The organism is Arthrobacter sp. 10N44_2, assembly GCF_056394385.1.
In genome coordinates this window covers 23197-39287 of record NZ_JBFTHT010000007.1, presented here as the reverse complement: position 1 = coordinate 39287, position 16091 = coordinate 23197, and the positions used below count along the sequence as shown (strand labels likewise).

At 68.7% G+C, this 16091-nt stretch carries 12 protein-coding genes; 10 read left to right on the top strand and 2 right to left on the bottom strand.

The window, feature by feature from the left end:
- Position 1 precedes the first annotated feature (1 nt).
- Positions 2-1576 carry a dihydrolipoamide acetyltransferase family protein gene (locus AC1DBX_RS09650; protein ID WP_476931637.1) on the top strand — a complete coding sequence of 525 codons (1575 nt, stop codon included), beginning with the start codon at positions 2-4 and terminating at the stop codon, positions 1574-1576.
- A gap of 49 nt (positions 1577-1625) precedes the next feature.
- On the opposite strand, the gene AC1DBX_RS09645 is transcribed toward AC1DBX_RS09650, so the two are convergent.
- Entirely contained in the window at positions 1626-2252 is a 627-nt protein-coding gene (locus AC1DBX_RS09645) for a TMEM175 family protein (RefSeq protein ID WP_476931636.1), read from the bottom strand.
- 231 nt (positions 2253-2483) lie between these two features.
- Between AC1DBX_RS09645 and AC1DBX_RS09640 the strand changes: the two genes are divergently transcribed.
- The 5 genes from AC1DBX_RS09640 to AC1DBX_RS09620 all read left to right on the top strand — a co-directional run bounded on the left by AC1DBX_RS09640 (position 2484) and on the right by AC1DBX_RS09620 (position 7465).
- Complete coding sequence (locus AC1DBX_RS09640; RefSeq protein WP_476931635.1) at positions 2484-3299, top strand: MBL fold metallo-hydrolase; 816 nt, start codon at positions 2484-2486, stop codon at positions 3297-3299.
- 117 nt (positions 3300-3416) lie between these two features.
- Complete coding sequence (locus AC1DBX_RS09635; protein WP_476855598.1) at positions 3417-4703, top strand: MinD/ParA family ATP-binding protein; 1287 nt, start codon at positions 3417-3419, stop codon at positions 4701-4703.
- A gap of 36 nt (positions 4704-4739) precedes the next feature.
- Positions 4740-5477, top strand: coding sequence for a GAF and ANTAR domain-containing protein (locus AC1DBX_RS09630; protein WP_028277729.1), 738 nt, complete (start codon positions 4740-4742; stop codon positions 5475-5477).
- A gap of 38 nt (positions 5478-5515) precedes the next feature.
- On the top strand, positions 5516-6730 hold the full coding sequence (locus AC1DBX_RS09625) for an MFS transporter (protein ID WP_476931634.1): 1215 nt from the start codon (positions 5516-5518) through the stop codon (positions 6728-6730).
- 228 nt (positions 6731-6958) lie between these two features.
- Positions 6959-7465, top strand: coding sequence for a hypothetical protein (locus AC1DBX_RS09620; protein ID WP_476855601.1), 507 nt, complete (start codon positions 6959-6961; stop codon positions 7463-7465).
- Positions 7466-7525: 60 nt separating this feature from the next.
- Here the strand turns inward: AC1DBX_RS09620 and AC1DBX_RS09615 are convergent, their stop codons facing one another.
- Positions 7526-8584 (bottom strand): phosphatase PAP2 family protein, encoded by a 1059-nt coding sequence (locus AC1DBX_RS09615; RefSeq protein ID WP_476931633.1) that lies wholly within the window; start codon positions 8582-8584, stop codon positions 7526-7528.
- A 360-nt stretch (positions 8585-8944) separates the two neighbouring features.
- Between AC1DBX_RS09615 and AC1DBX_RS09610 the strand changes: the two genes are divergently transcribed.
- The 4 genes from AC1DBX_RS09610 (at position 8945) to menD (ending at position 16021) form a co-directional block, all read left to right on the top strand.
- Positions 8945-9982: an o-succinylbenzoate synthase gene (locus tag AC1DBX_RS09610; RefSeq protein ID WP_476931632.1), complete on the top strand. Its 1038-nt coding sequence runs from the start codon at positions 8945-8947 to the stop codon at positions 9980-9982.
- Between the two features lie 158 nt (positions 9983-10140).
- On the top strand, positions 10141-12237 hold the full coding sequence (locus AC1DBX_RS09605) for a PhoX family protein (protein ID WP_476931631.1): 2097 nt from the start codon (positions 10141-10143) through the stop codon (positions 12235-12237).
- A 218-nt stretch (positions 12238-12455) separates the two neighbouring features.
- A complete protein-coding gene (argS, locus tag AC1DBX_RS09600; protein WP_476859329.1) occupies positions 12456-14291 on the top strand; it encodes an arginine--tRNA ligase in 1836 nt (611 codons plus the stop codon).
- Positions 14288-16021 (top strand): 2-succinyl-5-enolpyruvyl-6-hydroxy-3-cyclohexene-1-carboxylic-acid synthase, encoded by a 1734-nt coding sequence (menD, locus tag AC1DBX_RS09595; RefSeq protein ID WP_476931630.1) that lies wholly within the window; start codon positions 14288-14290, stop codon positions 16019-16021. The genes argS and menD overlap by 4 nt, the downstream gene beginning before the upstream one ends.
- Positions 16022-16091: the final 70 nt, after the last annotated feature.

Genomic DNA, 16091 nt, shown 5'->3' with positions numbered 1-16091 from the left:
CATGAGCGAACCGAAAGTATTCCTCCTGCCGGACCTGGGTGAAGGCCTCACCGAAGCCGAGCTCGTGAACTGGCTCGTGGCCGTGGGCGACGAGATCCGCGTGGACCAGCCGATCGCCGAGGTGGAGACCGCCAAGTCCATGGTGGAGGTGCCCTCCCCGTACGCCGGCACCGTGGCCGTGCTGCACGGCGAACCCGGCCAGACGCTCGACGTCGGCAAGCCGCTGATCTCTGTGATGCCGGTTGGTGTTGCTGTTTCCGGCGCTTCCGTCGGTGGGGCCGGCACGGATGATGCCGCCCCCGCCCCTTCGCCGGACAGCATTCGTCCTGCGGACGATGCTGCCGGCTCCGGAAGGCCCGATGCCACTCCCGGGGCGGCATCATCCGCGCCGGCTGGTTTCGCTGCTGGCACACCGGCCGCCGCTCCTGTTTCTTCGCCTGCTGCTGTTGCGGCTGAGGCTTATCGCGAGGAGGAGAAGGCCGGGTCCGGCAATGTCCTGATTGGTTATGGGACTCCGGGCGGGCATGGGGTTGCCCGGCGGACCCGGGCTCCTAAGCGGGCTACGGGGGCCGAGCCGGTTTCCGGGGTTTCGGCTGAGGAGAAGGCTGCCGATGACCTGGTACTGCTGCGCACCCGGGTTCCCGGGAAACTGGGGGCCGTTATTTCTCCGCTGGTTCGCCGGATGGCGCGCGATCATGGGGTTGATTTGGGGGAACTCCAGGGCTCGGGGGCCAGCGGGCTCATCATGCGGCGCGACGTCGAGGCCATCATCAAGCCGTCGCCGGTGGTTGAGCGTCCGGCTGCTGCTGAGTCTGCCGCGCCTGCCGCGGGTTCCGGCACCGACGCGCGCACCGGTCTGGGCATTTCCGGACGCACGGCGGTCCGGGGAGTGCGGAAGGCCGTCGCGGCAAACATGTCGCGCAGCCGCTCCGAGATCCCGGAAGCCACGGTGTGGGTGGACGTGGACGCCACTGCGCTGGTGGAGATGCGTGCCGCGCTGAAAAAGGCGGACCCGCACAACACCCCGGGCCTGCTGGCCTTCATCGCACGGTTTGTTACTGCCGGGCTCAAGAAGTTCCCGGAGCTCAACACCCGGATCGTGACCACGGAGGATGCCGCGGGTGGGGCGATGCAGGAGATTGTGGCCTTCGACGGCGTCAACCTCGGGTTCGCGGCACAGACCGACCGCGGACTGATGGTGCCGTCGGTGCGGAACGCGGACAAGCTCAGCGCCCGCGAACTGGACGCCGAAATCCGCCGCCTCACCGCCGTCGTGCGCGAGGGCAAAGCGACCCCGGCGGAACTGGGCAGCGGCACGTTCACGCTGAACAACTACGGCGTGTTCGGGGTTGACGGTTCCGCCGCGATCATCAACCACCCCGAGGTGGGGATCCTCGGCGTCGGGCGGATCATCGACAAGCCCTGGGTGGTCAACGGCGAGCTCGCCGTCCGCAAGGTCACCGAGCTGACGCTCACGTTCGACCACCGGGTGTGCGACGGCGGAGCGGCCGGCGGCTTCCTGCGCTACGTCGCGGACGCGATCGAGAACCCGGGGTCGGCACTCGCGGACATGTGAGGCTTAACCGGGGATCTGCATCCCGGGTGAGGGGACAGGGGCCGCACAATCAGTCGTGTGCGGCCCCTGCCGTCCCCTGCCGCGCCGAAAGCCACTGTGCCAGCCACGACGCCGGCAGGAGCAGCAGCCACGCGAACGGCGTGTAGGCCTTGAGGACGAACGCCGCGGGAATTGAGAGCAGGAAGACCAGCGCCACGGCAATCCGCGCATAAAAGATCCGGCGGTGGACGTGGGCGGCCATCTCGCGGTCCATGAGCCCCGCATGCTTCGCATAGCCCCAGATGGCCGCCAGCATCAAATAGACAGCGGCAATGTTGGCGGCGTACAGGACGCTCGGCCACGGGGTGGGGTCGTCCCCGTAGTCGCTGAGGATCGACGTCGGACCGGGCAGCATGGCGATGAAGAACAAGAGGGCAAGATTCAGCCAGGCCAGGTTCGCATTGAAGCGGCGGATGAGGGCAAAGTCGGAGTGGTGGGACATCCACGTCTTGGCGATGATGACAAAGGACAGGGCGTACGCCAGCAGCTGCGGCAGGGCAGCAACCAGGGCGTCGTCCACCTGGTCCGCGGGAATTCCTTCAGGCAGTTTCAGGTCCAGGGCCAGGAGGGTCAGGGCTATGGCGAAGACGGCATCGCTGAAGAACACCATCCGCTCCAGGGACGTGCCGGATTTCAACGGGAGCCACCCCCATTCGTTCGGTGGAGCACCTGGCTCATCGAGGGAAGTAGCCCACAGGCTACACCGCCGCGCGGGCCACGACGAGGGGTCCGGGCATACCCGCCACAGGGACGGGACGGGCATGCCCTGAAGGGAAATGCCAGCCAGCGCGGGTAGAATCGAGGCCTGTACAGCACCAACAACGCTGGACCAACAATGCCGGAAAAGCGTCGGAAATACGGAGATTCAATGTCACGATGGCTCGAGGTCGGTCCGGACAACTACGTACTGACAACTCAAGGTTCCCTGCTCAACACGGGTCTGGTGGTCGGCACCGAACGCGCCATGGTGATCGACACCGGCGGCGGGCCCCGGCAGGGCCGCGAGATCCTGACTGCCGTGCGGGAAAAGACCGGGCTGCCGCTCGTCGTGGTCAACACGCACGCCCACTTTGACCACTTCTTCGGCAACGCAGTCTTCGCCAGTGAGGGCGTCACGGAGTTCTGGGCTCACGAGAACTGCGCCGCGGAAATCGAGGAGAACGGTGACGAGCAGCGCCGGCTCGTGGCCTCCGCGGAACCCGAAATGGCGGCCGGTCAGGGCTCCGACGCTGAGTTGGTGGTTCCCAACGCCATCGTGAAGGACCAGCCGGTCCTGGTGGATCTTGGCGGGCAGACCGCCACCTTGTTCTATCTGGGCCGCGGACACACCGACGGCGACCTCCTGGTCGGCACGGCAAGCACCCTCTTCGCCGGCGACCTCGTCGAACAGGGTTCCCACCCGTCCTTCGAGGACTCATTCCCGGAAGACTGGGCCGACGCCCTCCGGCACCTCTCCGCGCTGCGGCACCGCTACGAATTCCTGATTCCCGGCCACGGCGAACCGTGCTCGGACCAGTTCGTCAAGACCATGGCCAACACCATGACCACCGCGGTCCGGCAGGCGATCCAGGCCACCCGGGAAACCCCGGACGACGCCACCAAGGCCATCCCGATCCTGCCGTACGGCCCCGAACAGTCGCGCTGGTTCATCAAGCGCCTGCAGGACACGCGGGCCCACCGCTAGGGCCGGGAAATGGGCGGTAATGGTAAGTGTGCTCATTACTGCCCCTAGACTTGTTCCTTGAACGATGTCAATCGAGCACTGCAGCGGTCTGCGCTGTGATCCCTGGGGGGAACGAACATGCCAGAACCGGTCGAAAACAAGACCGCCAACGCCCTCGCTGAAGCTGAAACAGCTGCAGAGCAGGCCCAACTCCCGCGTCGGAGAGACCGCCGCCGCGGCGACGACTCCGACGCCTGGACAGGAACCATGCCCATCATTTCGAGCAACCAGGCCGAACAGCGCCCAACAGCCCCCAGCAGTTCCTGGGCGGAGGCCGCCGCTGCCGCTGACGCGCCGGCGCGCCCGCAGCCTGCCAAACCGTCCAAGGATCCCGTGCTGAAGCCGCCTGCCCCCGAGGCCGCACCTGCCGTGCCCGCCCAGCCCACCCGTTCCACCCGTTCGGCCAGCAAAGCCGCGGCCTTGGCCGATGCCCCGCTGCCCGACTTCATCAGCTCACCGGGTCTTTTTGTCCGCGAGCAGAAGCCCCGGCCCGTCGGCGGTTTCCGCGGTGCCCTCTACAACCTGACCGGCGGCGGCCTGAACCTTGGCCCGAGCGCCAGGCAGCGTGAGGAAGACGAACTGGCCCGGCGCATCTCCCGGCAGCTCCAGGGCAGCTACAACACGGCCGTCCTGAGCCTCAAGGGTGGCATCGGGAAGACCTCCACGACGGTCGGCGTCGGACTGACCCTGGCCGAGTTCCGCGGCGATCCTCCGTGCGCCATCGACGCCAACCCCGATTCCGGCGATCTCGTCGAGCGCGCCCTCGGCGAGGGGATCTACCAGCAGCAGAGCCCGCGCACCATCACGGACCTGCTCAGGAACATCGAGTCAGTCGATTCCCTCACCGCCCTGGCCCGCTACATGCACCACGCCGGCAGGCTCCACCTCATTGCCGGCGAGCAGGACCCCGAGGTCTCAGATTCGCTGACGGCCGAGGAATACCTGCGGATCCGCAAGCTCATCTCCGCCTACTACTCCGTGGCGCTGATCGACTGCGGCACGGGCGTGACCCACAATGCCATGAGCGGCATCCTGCAGTCGGCGGACAACCTGATCATCGCGGCCGGCTATGCCGTCAGCGGCGCCAAGCGGGCCCGCAGCACGCTTCACTGGCTGGCCAGCCACGGCTACGAAGACCTGGCCCGCAACGCCGTCGTGGTCATCACCGACAAGGACGAGGTGTCCACCCGGGTGGACAAGGACGCCATCGAAGAACACCTGTCCGGCATCTGCCGCCAGTTGATCGCGGTTCCGCACGACCGCGGAGTGGCCGACGGCGACCTCGTCACCCTTGATGTGCTTCGCCCCGAAACGCGGCGCGCGTACCGGGAGATCGCCGCGGCAATCGTCGACGGATACGTCTAAGCGCGACCCGTGCCGACCTCCGCGGTACATTTGAGCATGGCCAACAACTCACTCGGGGTCGACGCCGCCCGCCACCTCCAGGACCTGCTTTTGGGGACCGACAACGTCGAGGACTTCCTGGGCCGCCTCGCGGAGTTCTCGGCCGCCACGCTGAGCCGTACGACCGGCGCCGAGATTGAGTGCGGCGTGACCCTGCAGCGCCGCAAGCGGACCATGACGGTCGCGGGCAGCAGCGCGCGGGCGGTCACCCTGGACCGCATCGAACAAACCCTCGGTGACGGCCCCTGCATCGAGGCGCTGCGGACCAGGTCCGTGGTCCTGCTGGCGGATGTCGACGCCGATCCCCGCTGGCCCGACTACCAGCGGCAACTTGCCGCCAACGGATGCCGCAGCACGCTCGGCGTTCCGCTGGAAATCGGCGACGACGCCGCCGCGGCCCTGAACTTCTTCGGGGCGGACACCGGGCTGTTCACGGACGACATCATTGCGGAGGCGGCCGGATTCGCCGACCTCGCCGGCCGCGCCCTCCGGCTGGCCGTGCGGCTCGGAACCTTCCAATCCCGGGCCGAAGATCTCCAGTCGGCCATGGAACACCGCACTTCCATCGATCTGGCCTGCGGCGTGATCATGGCCCAGAACCGCTGCTCCCAGGACCAGGCCATGGCCATCCTCACCAGGGTCTCCAGCAACCGGAACCAAAAGCTCCGGGAAGTCGCCGAGGACGTGCTCCGGCACCTCACCAGCGAGGAAGTCCGCACCCACTTCGACGCGTAGGGCAGGGACGGCCGCGGCGGGTGCCTAGGATGAAGGGGATGACCACCACACGCCTCGCGCCCTTCAGCCTCCGCAGCATCGCCGTTCCCGCGTTCGGGCCGGCCCTCATGTTCAGCCTGGGGGAGGGCGCGATCCTGCCCGTGGTCGCCCTGTCCGCCCGTGATCTTGGCGCCTCCGTGCCCGGGGCCGCGCTGATTGTGACGCTGATCGGCCTCGGATCGTGGTTCTTCAACCTGCCGGCGTCACTGATCACCCTGAAATTCGGGGAACGCTGGGCGATTGTGGGGGCCGCGGCCGCCAGCGCGTTCGCCCTCGCCGCGGCGGCGGTCGCTCCGCTGTTTTCCGGCGGCCTCTGGGTACTGGCGGCGGCGATGGTGGTGGTCGGCATGGCCGCCAGCGTATTCAGCCTTGCCCGGCAGAAATACCTGACCGAGGCCGTGCCTGTCATGCTCCGTGCCCGGGCCCTGTCCACCCTCGGCGGCGTCAACCGGATCGGGATCTTCATCGGCCCGTTCGTTGGCGCCGCCGTGATGCAGTTTGCCGGCATCTGCGGGGCCTACTGGGCCGGCGTCGTGGCGATGGCCGCCGCGGCGGCCGTGTCAGTCACCATCCCCGACCTTGAGGCGAAGCCGCAACCGGTCGACGGCGTTCCGGTGCAGCAGCCCACCTTGCGCAGCGTCGCGGTGTCCCACGCCGGCGTCTTCCTGAGCGTGGGGGCCGGGGTGCTGCTGCTGAGCGGGCTGCGCGCCTCCCGCCAGGTGGTCATCCCGCTGTGGGCCGATCACCTGGGCCTGGACCCCACCCAGGCCTCGCTGATCTACGGGATCTCCGGAGCGATCGACATGCTGGTGTTCTATCCGGCAGGAAAGCTGATGGACCGCAAGGGCCGGCAATGGGTGGCCGTGCCGTCCACACTGATCATGGGGACGGCCATGGTGCTGATTCCGCTCAGCACGGGCTTCGTCTCGCTCATGCTGGCGGCGCTCCTGATCGGCTTCGGCAACGGGATCAGCTCGGGCCTGAACATGACTCTCGGGGCCGACTTCTCGCCGGACAACGGCCGCGGCCAGTTCCTCGGCATCTGGCGCTTCATGGCCGACGCCGGCGCGACCGGCGGGCCCGTGCTGCTCTCCGCCGTCACCGCCGCCGTGTCCCTGGGGGCCGGTGTGGCCGCGACCGGTGTGATCGGCTTCGCCGCCGCGGCCGTGTTCGCCGTGACCATTCCGCGGCTCAAGCACCGTCGGAACTACTGACCGGCCGGGGCTCCGGCGCCCAAGCAGGCAGTGATTAACAGGTAGCGACTACTCGGGCGACGCCTGCGTGGGCTCAGTAAGGTCGGGGAACCGCGCCGGTGCATCGAGACCGGCCCTTTGTGGGGCGGCACGAGTGCCGCAGTCAGGGTCCGCCCGTGATTATTTGCAGCGCATGGTCTCCGCCCGGATGGGTGATGCGTTTCGACGCAAAAAAATGAGGAGATGCTCATGTTAGGAAAACAGTCCCGCTGGTTCGCGCCCCTGGCCGCAACAGCGGCTCTGCTATTTGCTGCTTCGCCCGCGGGTGCAACTGTCACACGTCCGCCCAACCCGCCGGATTTTGTTGTTCCGGCCGACCTAGCGTGCGGCTTTGATCTGGGCGTCTCCGGCACCGGCGGAAAGATTACACGGATTGACTTCAAAAACGGCAACTTCTTTCAGGTTGGCAAGGGAGTCATACTGACCTATACCAACTTGAGCAACGGGAAGACGTACAGGGTAAACACGGCCGGAACAGTGGCCAAATTCACCCAAAATCCGGACGGAAAAACTTGGACGTTCAGCGCCGCAGGCCACTTTGGGTTTATCTTCTTTCCGACAGATGCGCCCGGGGCCGGGGCCTTCCAGTACACCGGACAGTTGAAGCTCACCATTGACTCGCCGGCGACCGTGAACGTGCTCTCCGTGGACTCCAGCGGAGGCAAAGCCGTGGACATCTGCGCACGTCTCAAGTAGCTATCGCAGGAACTGCTTAGGCCCGGGCGCGCTGTTGTTCCCGGGCCTACGTGCGCCGCGCTACCGTTCCTGGTGCAGGGCCCTGTCCCGCCGTCGTGGGTCCGGCTGCCGGGCGGCCAGGCCGAACAGCCACACGCCGGCCACCGTTGCGAGGTAGCCGGCGATGACGATCAGGGACGTGCCGGCCCAAAAGTAGCTGGTGGTGCTGACCTCCTGGCCGCCCGGGCCGATGCTCAGCAAGGCGACGGCCGCCACCCCGGCCGCGGCGAGACCGGTGAGGACGGGAAGCGCCACCCATACCCTGGCCGAGGCCCAGTGTTCGTTGTAGCCGTTCCAGACGTTCCAGCCCGGGCCCCGGCGGATGATCAGCCAGCCGGCCGGGATCATGAAAGCCCCGACCACCAGGAAGGCCGCCATCACATCGGCGGGCCGGTGCCACTGGTTGATCAGCGTGGACACGCCCGTGGCGACGGCGAAGCTGCCGCCCAGATAGCCGGCCAGCGGCCGCCAGCGCGGCGAAACCATGAGGAACACGGCGGCGGCGGCCGAGGCCGCCATGGTGGTGTGGCCCGAGGGCAGCGAATTCAGCTCCAGCGTCTCAACCCCGCGGTACGGCCGGACCGGAAGCCAGTCCTTCAGGATCTGGGTGGCAAGGTTGGCGCCCACACACGCCGCAATCGCAATCACCGCCGCAGACCAGCGGCGCCGCAGGATGGTGACGAACACGACCACAACCGACGCGATCACCACGGAGAGCGCCGGCAGCCAGTCCAACAGCTTGGTGGCGGCCTTGCCCGCGGTCCCGCTGAGTGCCACGGCTTCCACGAGGGCCGATTCGTCAATGAACTGGCCCGTGGTGGTACGGACAAAGAAGACATAGGTGACGGCCAGCGCAGCGATGCAGGCAACCGTGGCCAGCACGAACAAGGCTGCCGTGGCCTTGCCGGGGGACCACCGCGCCTGCGGATCCGGTGTTGTGCGGTCCCGCGTGCTGCGCTCTGGCGTCTCGGGCGCACTCGCCGGGAGGACTTGTGTTTCCGCAACCTGTGTTTCCTGGGCCTCTGTTTCATAGACCGGGGCAGACGGGTCCCAAGGGGTGCGTTCCTGCCGAAAAGTCATGCCATTAAGAGTCCCATAGAACCCTGCGCGCCAGCTGAAGGGCCTGCGCGCGGCGCGGAGGGTAGTGCCCGTCAATTAACGAGTACTCACTACTGGTGCGCCGCCGGGCCGGGATTTGTAGAGTCGGGTGTGTGCTGCCGCGGCTTGTCCCCGGCACGGCGCTCCTTGAGCGGGGCCGGCGGAGACGAGTTTCCTGGACCAGGGACTCACCCCCAGTCGACGCCGGCCCAATCAAGGATCCATGCCGGGTTCCCGGTGCCGCGTTCTTGTGCCCCGCGTCCGAGACCGGTGTCCGGGAAAGCTCCGCTGTACATTCCTCCCAGTGCATTCCCCGCAGTGCATTCCCAGTACAGTGGCTCCATGCCTGCCCTCCCCATGGACCCCCCGGCACGTCCCGCCGCGCGCCTGCCCGGCCTCGACGAACTCCTGGCCGGCGCCCATGTTGTGAGCCTGCCGATGCGCGTGAAATTCCGGGGTATCCTGCAGCGGGAGGCCCTGCTGCTCCGCGGGCCGCTGGGCTGGGGCGAATTCTGTCCCTTTCCCGAATACGGCGACCCCGAGGCCTCCCGCTGGCTTACGGCCGCGATCGAGGCCGGCTGGGAAGGGTTCCCCGCACCGCTGCGGGACAGCATCCCGGTCAACGCCACGGTTCCTGCCGTGCCGGCGCACCGGGTGCCCGAGATTCTGGCCCGCTTCGGCCGGGTGGACGCGGTCAAAGTCAAGGTCGCGGAGCGCGGCCAGAGCCTGGACGACGACGCCGCCCGGGTGGCGGCCGTCCGGGCGGCGCTGCCGGACGCCGCGATCCGGGTGGACGCGAACGGCGGCTGGGACGTGCCGGAGGCCGTCGCGGCACTGACCCGTCTCGCCGCCGTCGGGCTCGAATATGCCGAACAGCCCGTGCCCGAGATCGCAGGCCTCGCCGAGGTCAGGCGGCTGCTCCGGGCCGCCGGCGTCCCCGTGCTGATCGCCGCGGATGAGAGCGTGCGCAAGGAGGACGACCCCCTCAAAGTGGCGCGGGCCGGCGCCGCGGACCTGATCGTGGTAAAGGTGGCCCCGCTCGGGGGCGTGCGGCGTGCCCTGCGGATCGTGGCGCAGGCCGGGCTGCCCGCCGTCGTGAGTTCGGCGCTGGACACCTCGGTGGGGATCCGGGCCGGACTGGCCTTGGCCGCCGCCCTGCCCGAGCTGCCGTATGCCTGCGGCCTGGGCACGGTGTCCCTGCTCGCCGCCGATGTCACTCACGATCCGCTGGTACCCGACGACGGCGCGATCGCCCTGCGCGACGTCCGCCCGGCACCCGAGCTGATGGCCGAACACGCCGCCTCGCCGGAACGCCGGGACTGGTGGCTGGACCGGCTGCGGCGGGTGCATGCCGTACTGGCCGCATCGACTGCTCCGTAACGGCCCTTCAGGACCTCGAAAATGGCGATTACGGAGCAACCGATGGGTTCGGCGGCACGGCGAAGCATTCACCGGGACTTCATCTGACAGACGCCTCTCGGTAGCCAGCGGCTGGAAGGGTGGGCGCGACCGCAACTCACCCCATGGAAGGTCTCTCCATGTCTGTCACCTCCGGACGCAAATTTTCCCTGCTCCCCATGCTCGGCCACACCAAAGGCAAGCGAAGCCCTGTCACCTGTGCGCTGAAGTGCGACAACGCCTGCTCGGGCGAGGTCTGCAACACCAGCACCAACAGCTACTTCCGGGACATCGCCTCCGCCACCATGTCCCGCCGCGCCGCGCTGGGCTTCGGCGCCGCCGGCGCGCTCGCCGTCGTCCTCGGCAACGCCGTGACGTCCGCCGATACGGCAGTGGCCGAGGGCGGTCCGGGCCTCGCCGCTGCCGCCAAGGACGGGTTTGGAAAATCCAAGCTGCAGTTCACCGCCATCGCTCCGGTGGACGCCGCCGTGGATCAGTTCACCGTCCCGGCCGGGTTCACCTGGCAGCCGGTCATCCGCTGGGGCGACCCGCTCTTCAACGACTCGCCGGCCTTCGACCTGGACCACCAGAGCGCGGCGGCGCAGGCCCGCCAGTTCGGCTACAACAACGACTACACCGACATCCTGCCGATCGATAGCTCCAAGGACCGCCGGGCCGTGCTCTTCACCAACCATGAATACACCAACGAGTCCATCATGCTGCCGGCCGGATTCGACGCCGCCGAGGCCCGCGCGATCGGCCGTGCGGCCCACGGCCTCACGGTGGTCGAGTTGGAGCGTGCGAACAAGAACAAGCCCTGGAGCTACGTCCGGGGCGCCGGGCTGAACCGCCGTTTCCTGACCGACACCACCTACGAGCTCGACGGCCCCGCCGCCGGGTCCCCGCTGCTGAAGACCGCCGCCGATCCCTCCGGCCGGGCCATCCAGGGCACCCTGGGCAACTGCTCCGGCGGCACCACCCCGTGGGGCACGATCCTCTCCGGCGAGGAAAACTTCAACGGCTACTTCGCCGCGCCCGGAACCTCCGACGCCGACAAGCGCTACGGCCTGACCAGCAAGCCCACCGCCCGCCAGTGGGAACTCGATGACCCGCGCTTCGACACCCGCAACCCCGGATATCAGAACGAGGCCAACCGCTTCGGCTGGATCGTGGAAGTGGATCCCTTCGATCCCTCCTCCACGCCCCGCAAGCACTCCGCGATGGGCCGCTTCAAGCACGAGGGCGCCAACGTGATCGTCGCCAAGTCCGGTCACGTGGTGGCCTATATGGGCGACGACGAGCGCTTCGACTACCTGTACAAGTTCGTTTCGGCCGGCACGTACCGGCCCGGAAAGACGGCGGAGGACCGCAGGAACAACCTCACGCTGCTCTCGGAAGGCGACCTGTACGTCGCGAAGTTCACCGGCAATTCCCCTGCCGACGGGTTCGACGGCGCGGGCAAGCTTCCGGCCGACGGCGCCTTCGACGGCGCCGGTGTTTGGCTGCCCCTCGTGGTGGGCGGACAGTCCAAGGTGGCCGGGATGTCCGTGGAAGAGGTACTGGTGTACACCCGCCTCGCCGCCGACAAGGTGGGCCCCACCAAGATGGACCGCTGCGAGGACGTCCAGCCCAGCCCGCACACCGGCAAGGTCTACGTGGTCTGCACCAACAACGCGGACCGCGGCAAGCCCGGCAAGGAAGGTGCCACCGAGGTCAACCCCCGTACCCTCAACCGCGACGGCCACATCGTCGAAATCACCGAGACCGGGGACCAGAGCTCCACAACGTTTGGCTGGAACCTGCTGATGGTCTGCGGCGATCCGGCCAAGAACTCCGCCACCTACTTCGCCGGGTTCCCTGCCAGCCAGGTCTCACCGATCTCCTGCCCGGACAACGTGGCCTTCGATTCCGTGGGCAACCTCTGGATCTCCACCGACGGAGCGCCCTCCAGCATCGGCTACGCCGACGGGCTCTTCAAAGTGACCCTGGACGGTGCCGAACGCGGCAAGGTGGAGCAGTTCCTCGCCGTCCCGCGCGACGCCGAGACCTGCGGCCCGGTCATCCACGACGAGGAGCGCACCGTCTTCGTTGCCGTTCAGCACCCGGGCGAGGAAGGCACCTTCGCCGAACAGCACTCGTACTTCCCGGACTACGTCGCGGCTGGCGCCACACCGAAGCCCGGCCAGGTGCGCGCCCCGCGTCCGTCCGTGGTCCAGGTGTTCCGCACCGGCGGCTAGCTTCCTGTCTCCACGCTCCCTCACGTTTGGCAGGTTTCCTTCCCGCGCTCCCTCACGTTTGGCAGGTTTCCTTCCCACGCTCCCTCACTTCCCTTATTTTGGCGGCGGGACGTGAGGGAGCGTCGGGTTTTTGCCGGCGGGACGTGAGGGAGCGTCGGGTTTTTGGCGGCGGGACGTGAGGGAGCGTCGGGTTTTTGCCGAACTGATAATTTGGGACTGTGAATAATCCGGCCGAATTGGTTGTCCCCAGAGTCCAGGCTGCAATTGCCACCGCGTTTGGCGAAGAGTTCCGGCAGACGGATCCGGTGGTCAGGCCCTCCCAGTTCGCCGACATCCAGATCAACGCCGCCATGGCCCTGGCCAAAAAGGCCGGCCTGCCGCCGCGGGACGCCGCCGCCAGGATCGTGGACGCCCTGAACCTGGACGGCATCTGTACCAGTGTGGAAATCTCGGGGCCCGGCTTCATCAACCTGAGCTTTGACGGCACCTGGATCGAGGAGCTGCTCAATGCGGAGTCAGTCCAGGCCGCGTCCCCGGCCACGGCCGTCACGCCCGCCGCGACACCGCAGCGCGTCGTCGTCGACTATTCCTCCCCGAACGTCGCCAAGGAAATGCACGTCGGCCACCTGCGCACCACCGTGGTGGGGGACAGCCTCGTCAAGGTGCTCGAAGCCCTCGGCGACACCGTGATCCGGCAGAACCATATCGGTGACTGGGGCACCCCGTTCGGGATGCTGATTGAACACTGGCTGGAGATCGGCGAGGACTCCCCGGAGGCGGCGCTGCTGGTGGAGGACCCCAGCGCGTTCTACCAGGCCGCCCGGGCCAAGTTCGATGCCTCCGCCACCGACGAGGACGGCTTCGCCACCCGGGCCCGGCTCCGCGTCGTTGCCCTGCAGGGCGGCGACCAGGAGACCTTCGCCGTCTGGCAGCGGCTGGTCGCCCAGTCCAAGCGCTACTTCAACGCCATCTACTCAACCCTCGGCATCAGCCTTACCGATGACCACATCGCCGGTGAAAGCTCCTACGACGCGCATCTGGCACAGCTGTGCCAGGAACTCGAGGAACGCGGCCTGGCCCGGATCAGCGACGGCGCCCTGTGCACCTTCCCCGCAGGATTTACCGGCCGCGACGGGCAGCCGCTGCCGCTGATTATCCGCAAGTCCGACGGCGGCTACGGCTACGGCACCACGGACCTCGCCACCATCCGCTACCGGGTCCGCGACCTGGCGGCCAACCGGATCCTCTACGTCGTGGGCGCCCCGCAGAACGTCCACCTGCGCATGGTCATGGCCAGTGCCCGGGACGCCGGCTGGCTTCCGGAGACGGTCGAGGCCGTGCACGTGCAGATCGGCAACGTGCTTGGCGAGGACGGAAAGATCCTCAAATCCCGTTCCGGTGCCCCGGTGAAGCTCATGGCCCTGCTCGAAGAGGCCGTGGACCGTGCCCGCGCCGTCATCGACGCGAGCCGGCCCGAGCTCAGCGAGGCGGAGCGCGCCGTGACCGCCCGCCAGGTGGGCATCGGTGCCGTCAAGTACGCCGACCTCTCCACCGGCCACGACACCGAGTATGTCTTCGACTTCGACCGCATGCTCGCCCTCAGCGGCAACACCGGACCCTACGTGCAGTACGCTGCGGCGCGGATCCGCTCCATCCTGCGCAAAGCCGGGGTACTGGAAGAAATCACCGGCGACGGCGGCTCGCCGTCAGCCGGCGCCGCGGGAACTCCGGCGGCCGGCACTCCGGCAGCCGAAGCATCCGGCGGCCCCGCCACGGCGATCGCCGTCGTCGAACCCGCAGAACGCGCGCTGGCCCTGCACCTGCTGGAGTTCGACGCAACGCTGAACAAGGTGCGGGACGCGCTGGAGCCGCACCGGCTCTGCGGCTACCTCTTTGAGCTCGCACAGCTCTTCACCACGTTCTACGACCAGTGCCCTGTGCTCAAGGCCGAGGAATCCGTCCGGGACTCGCGGCTGGCCCTGTGCGCGCTGGCTCTGCGCCGCCTCTCCGGCGGCCTGGAACTGCTGGGCATCGAAACGCCGGAGAACATGTGAGTCCGGCGGATTCCGCTGCCGGCTCATTCGCTCCTGGCGGCCTGACCGCGGTGGAGGCTGCGCGCATCGCCGTCGGCACGTTGCTCGCCGCCGGTGTGCGCCAGGTGGTGGTGTCCCCGGGATCGCGCTCGGCGCCCATGGCCTACGCCCTGGCCGAGGCCGAAGCCGCCGGACGGGTGGAGCTGCTGGTCCGGATCGACGAAAGGTCCGCCGGCTTCACCGCCCTGGGCCTGGCCCTGTCCGCCGGTGCGCCCGCCGCCGTCCTGACCACGTCCGGGACCGCCGTCGGCAATCTCCTCCCGGCCGTCATGGAGGCCAACCACGCCGCGGTGCCGCTCGTGGTCATCTCCGCCGACCGGCCCGAGGAGCTGCGGGGGACCGGCGCCAACCAGACCACCGTGCAGCTGGACCTCTTTGGCGACCACGTCCGCTTCGCCGTCGACGTGCCCGCGGGCAGCGATCCGCAGCGCGCCGTCGAAACGGCCCTCAGTGCCGCCACCGGAGCTTTCGAGGACGCCCCGCCCGGGCCGGTGCAGCTGAACCTTGCCTTCCGCGACCCGCTGGTCCCGGCCGTGGGCGACGGGCTGCCCGCGGCCGCCGGTCACGGCATCTACCGGGCCGCCCGGAACCCCCTGGCCCTGGACTTTCCGGCCGCGTCGACGGCGCTGCCGGAGCGGCGCACCGTGGTGCTGGCCGGGCACGACGCCGGCCCGGTCGCCGAGGCTTTCGCCCGCGCGCACGGCCTGCCGCTGCTGGCCGAGCCGTCTTCCAACGCCCGCTTCGGCCCCAACGCGGTGGGCCCCTACCGGCTGCTGATCGAGCACTTCGGCGCGGACGCGGCACAGCCGATCGAACGCGTGGTCCTCTTCGGCCGGCCGACGCTCTCCCGGCCGGTGAGCGCGCTGCTGGAGCGGGCGGATGTCCCGTCGGCCCTGTACCAGCCGGTTCCGGTGGCCTGGTACGAACCCGGCCGCCGCACCGAACTGCCGCTGGAAACCCTGGCGGACCTGGCGGACTTCGCCGGCCGCGGATCTGCCGCCTGGCTCGATGCCTGGCTGCTGGCAGGAGCCGCCGCGCAGCATGCCGTGGACCTGATCCTGGCCGCATCCCCGGCCGCGACCGGCCCGTCGGTGGGCGCCGAAGTCTGGAAACATGCCCGCGGGCAGCTGGTCCTGGGCTCCTCGAACGGGATCCGCGACGTCGACCTCGCCGGGGCGCCGCCCGCGGAACCCCAGGCCACCATGTTCGCCAACCGGGGCCTGGCCGGGATCGACGGCACCACGTCCACCGCCACCGGGATCGCGCTTGGCGGCGGCCAGGAAACCACCGTGCTCATGGGGGACGTGACGTTCCTGCACGACGCCGGGGGACTCCTGCTCGGCGCCGGCGAGGCCGAACCGCAGCTGCGGATCGTGGTGCTCAATGACGCCGGCGGTGCCATCTTCGGGCTCCTGGAACACGGCACCGTCGCCGCGGCGGGGCGCTACGGCGACGCCGTCGAACGCCTCTTCGCCACCCCGCAGCGGGTGGATCTCGCCGCGCTGGCCGCGGCATACGGCGTCCCGCACCGCCTGGTCGGCACGACGGCGGAACTCGCCGAGGCGCTGGCCGGCCCGCCGGAGGGCCGCAGCATCATCGAGGTGCGCACGGACCGGCACCGGCTCGGGGAACTGCACCGCGCCATCCGGGCCGCGGTGGCCACGGCCGTGGAGGGCCTCCCGCAGACGTAGCGCACGTTTCCGCTACGAAAAAGGACAGCCGCTACGTGGATCCACGTAGCGGCTGCCCTAAATCGGTGCG

Coding starts and splice junctions, on each gene's coding strand:
- AC1DBX_RS09650 (WP_476931637.1), top strand. CDS start 2: ATGAGCGAACCGAAAGTATTCCTCCTGCCGGACCTGGGTGAAGGCCTC.
- AC1DBX_RS09640 (WP_476931635.1), top strand. CDS start 2,484: ATGTCACGATGGCTCGAGGTCGGTCCGGACAACTACGTACTGACAACT.
- AC1DBX_RS09635 (WP_476855598.1), top strand. CDS start 3,417: ATGCCAGAACCGGTCGAAAACAAGACCGCCAACGCCCTCGCTGAAGCT.
- AC1DBX_RS09630 (WP_028277729.1), top strand. CDS start 4,740: ATGGCCAACAACTCACTCGGGGTCGACGCCGCCCGCCACCTCCAGGAC.
- AC1DBX_RS09625 (WP_476931634.1), top strand. CDS start 5,516: ATGACCACCACACGCCTCGCGCCCTTCAGCCTCCGCAGCATCGCCGTT.
- AC1DBX_RS09620 (WP_476855601.1), top strand. CDS start 6,959: ATGTTAGGAAAACAGTCCCGCTGGTTCGCGCCCCTGGCCGCAACAGCG.
- AC1DBX_RS09615 (WP_476931633.1), bottom strand. CDS start 8,584: ATGACTTTTCGGCAGGAACGCACCCCTTGGGACCCGTCTGCCCCGGTC.
- AC1DBX_RS09610 (WP_476931632.1), top strand. CDS start 8,945: ATGCCTGCCCTCCCCATGGACCCCCCGGCACGTCCCGCCGCGCGCCTG.
- AC1DBX_RS09605 (WP_476931631.1), top strand. CDS start 10,141: ATGTCTGTCACCTCCGGACGCAAATTTTCCCTGCTCCCCATGCTCGGC.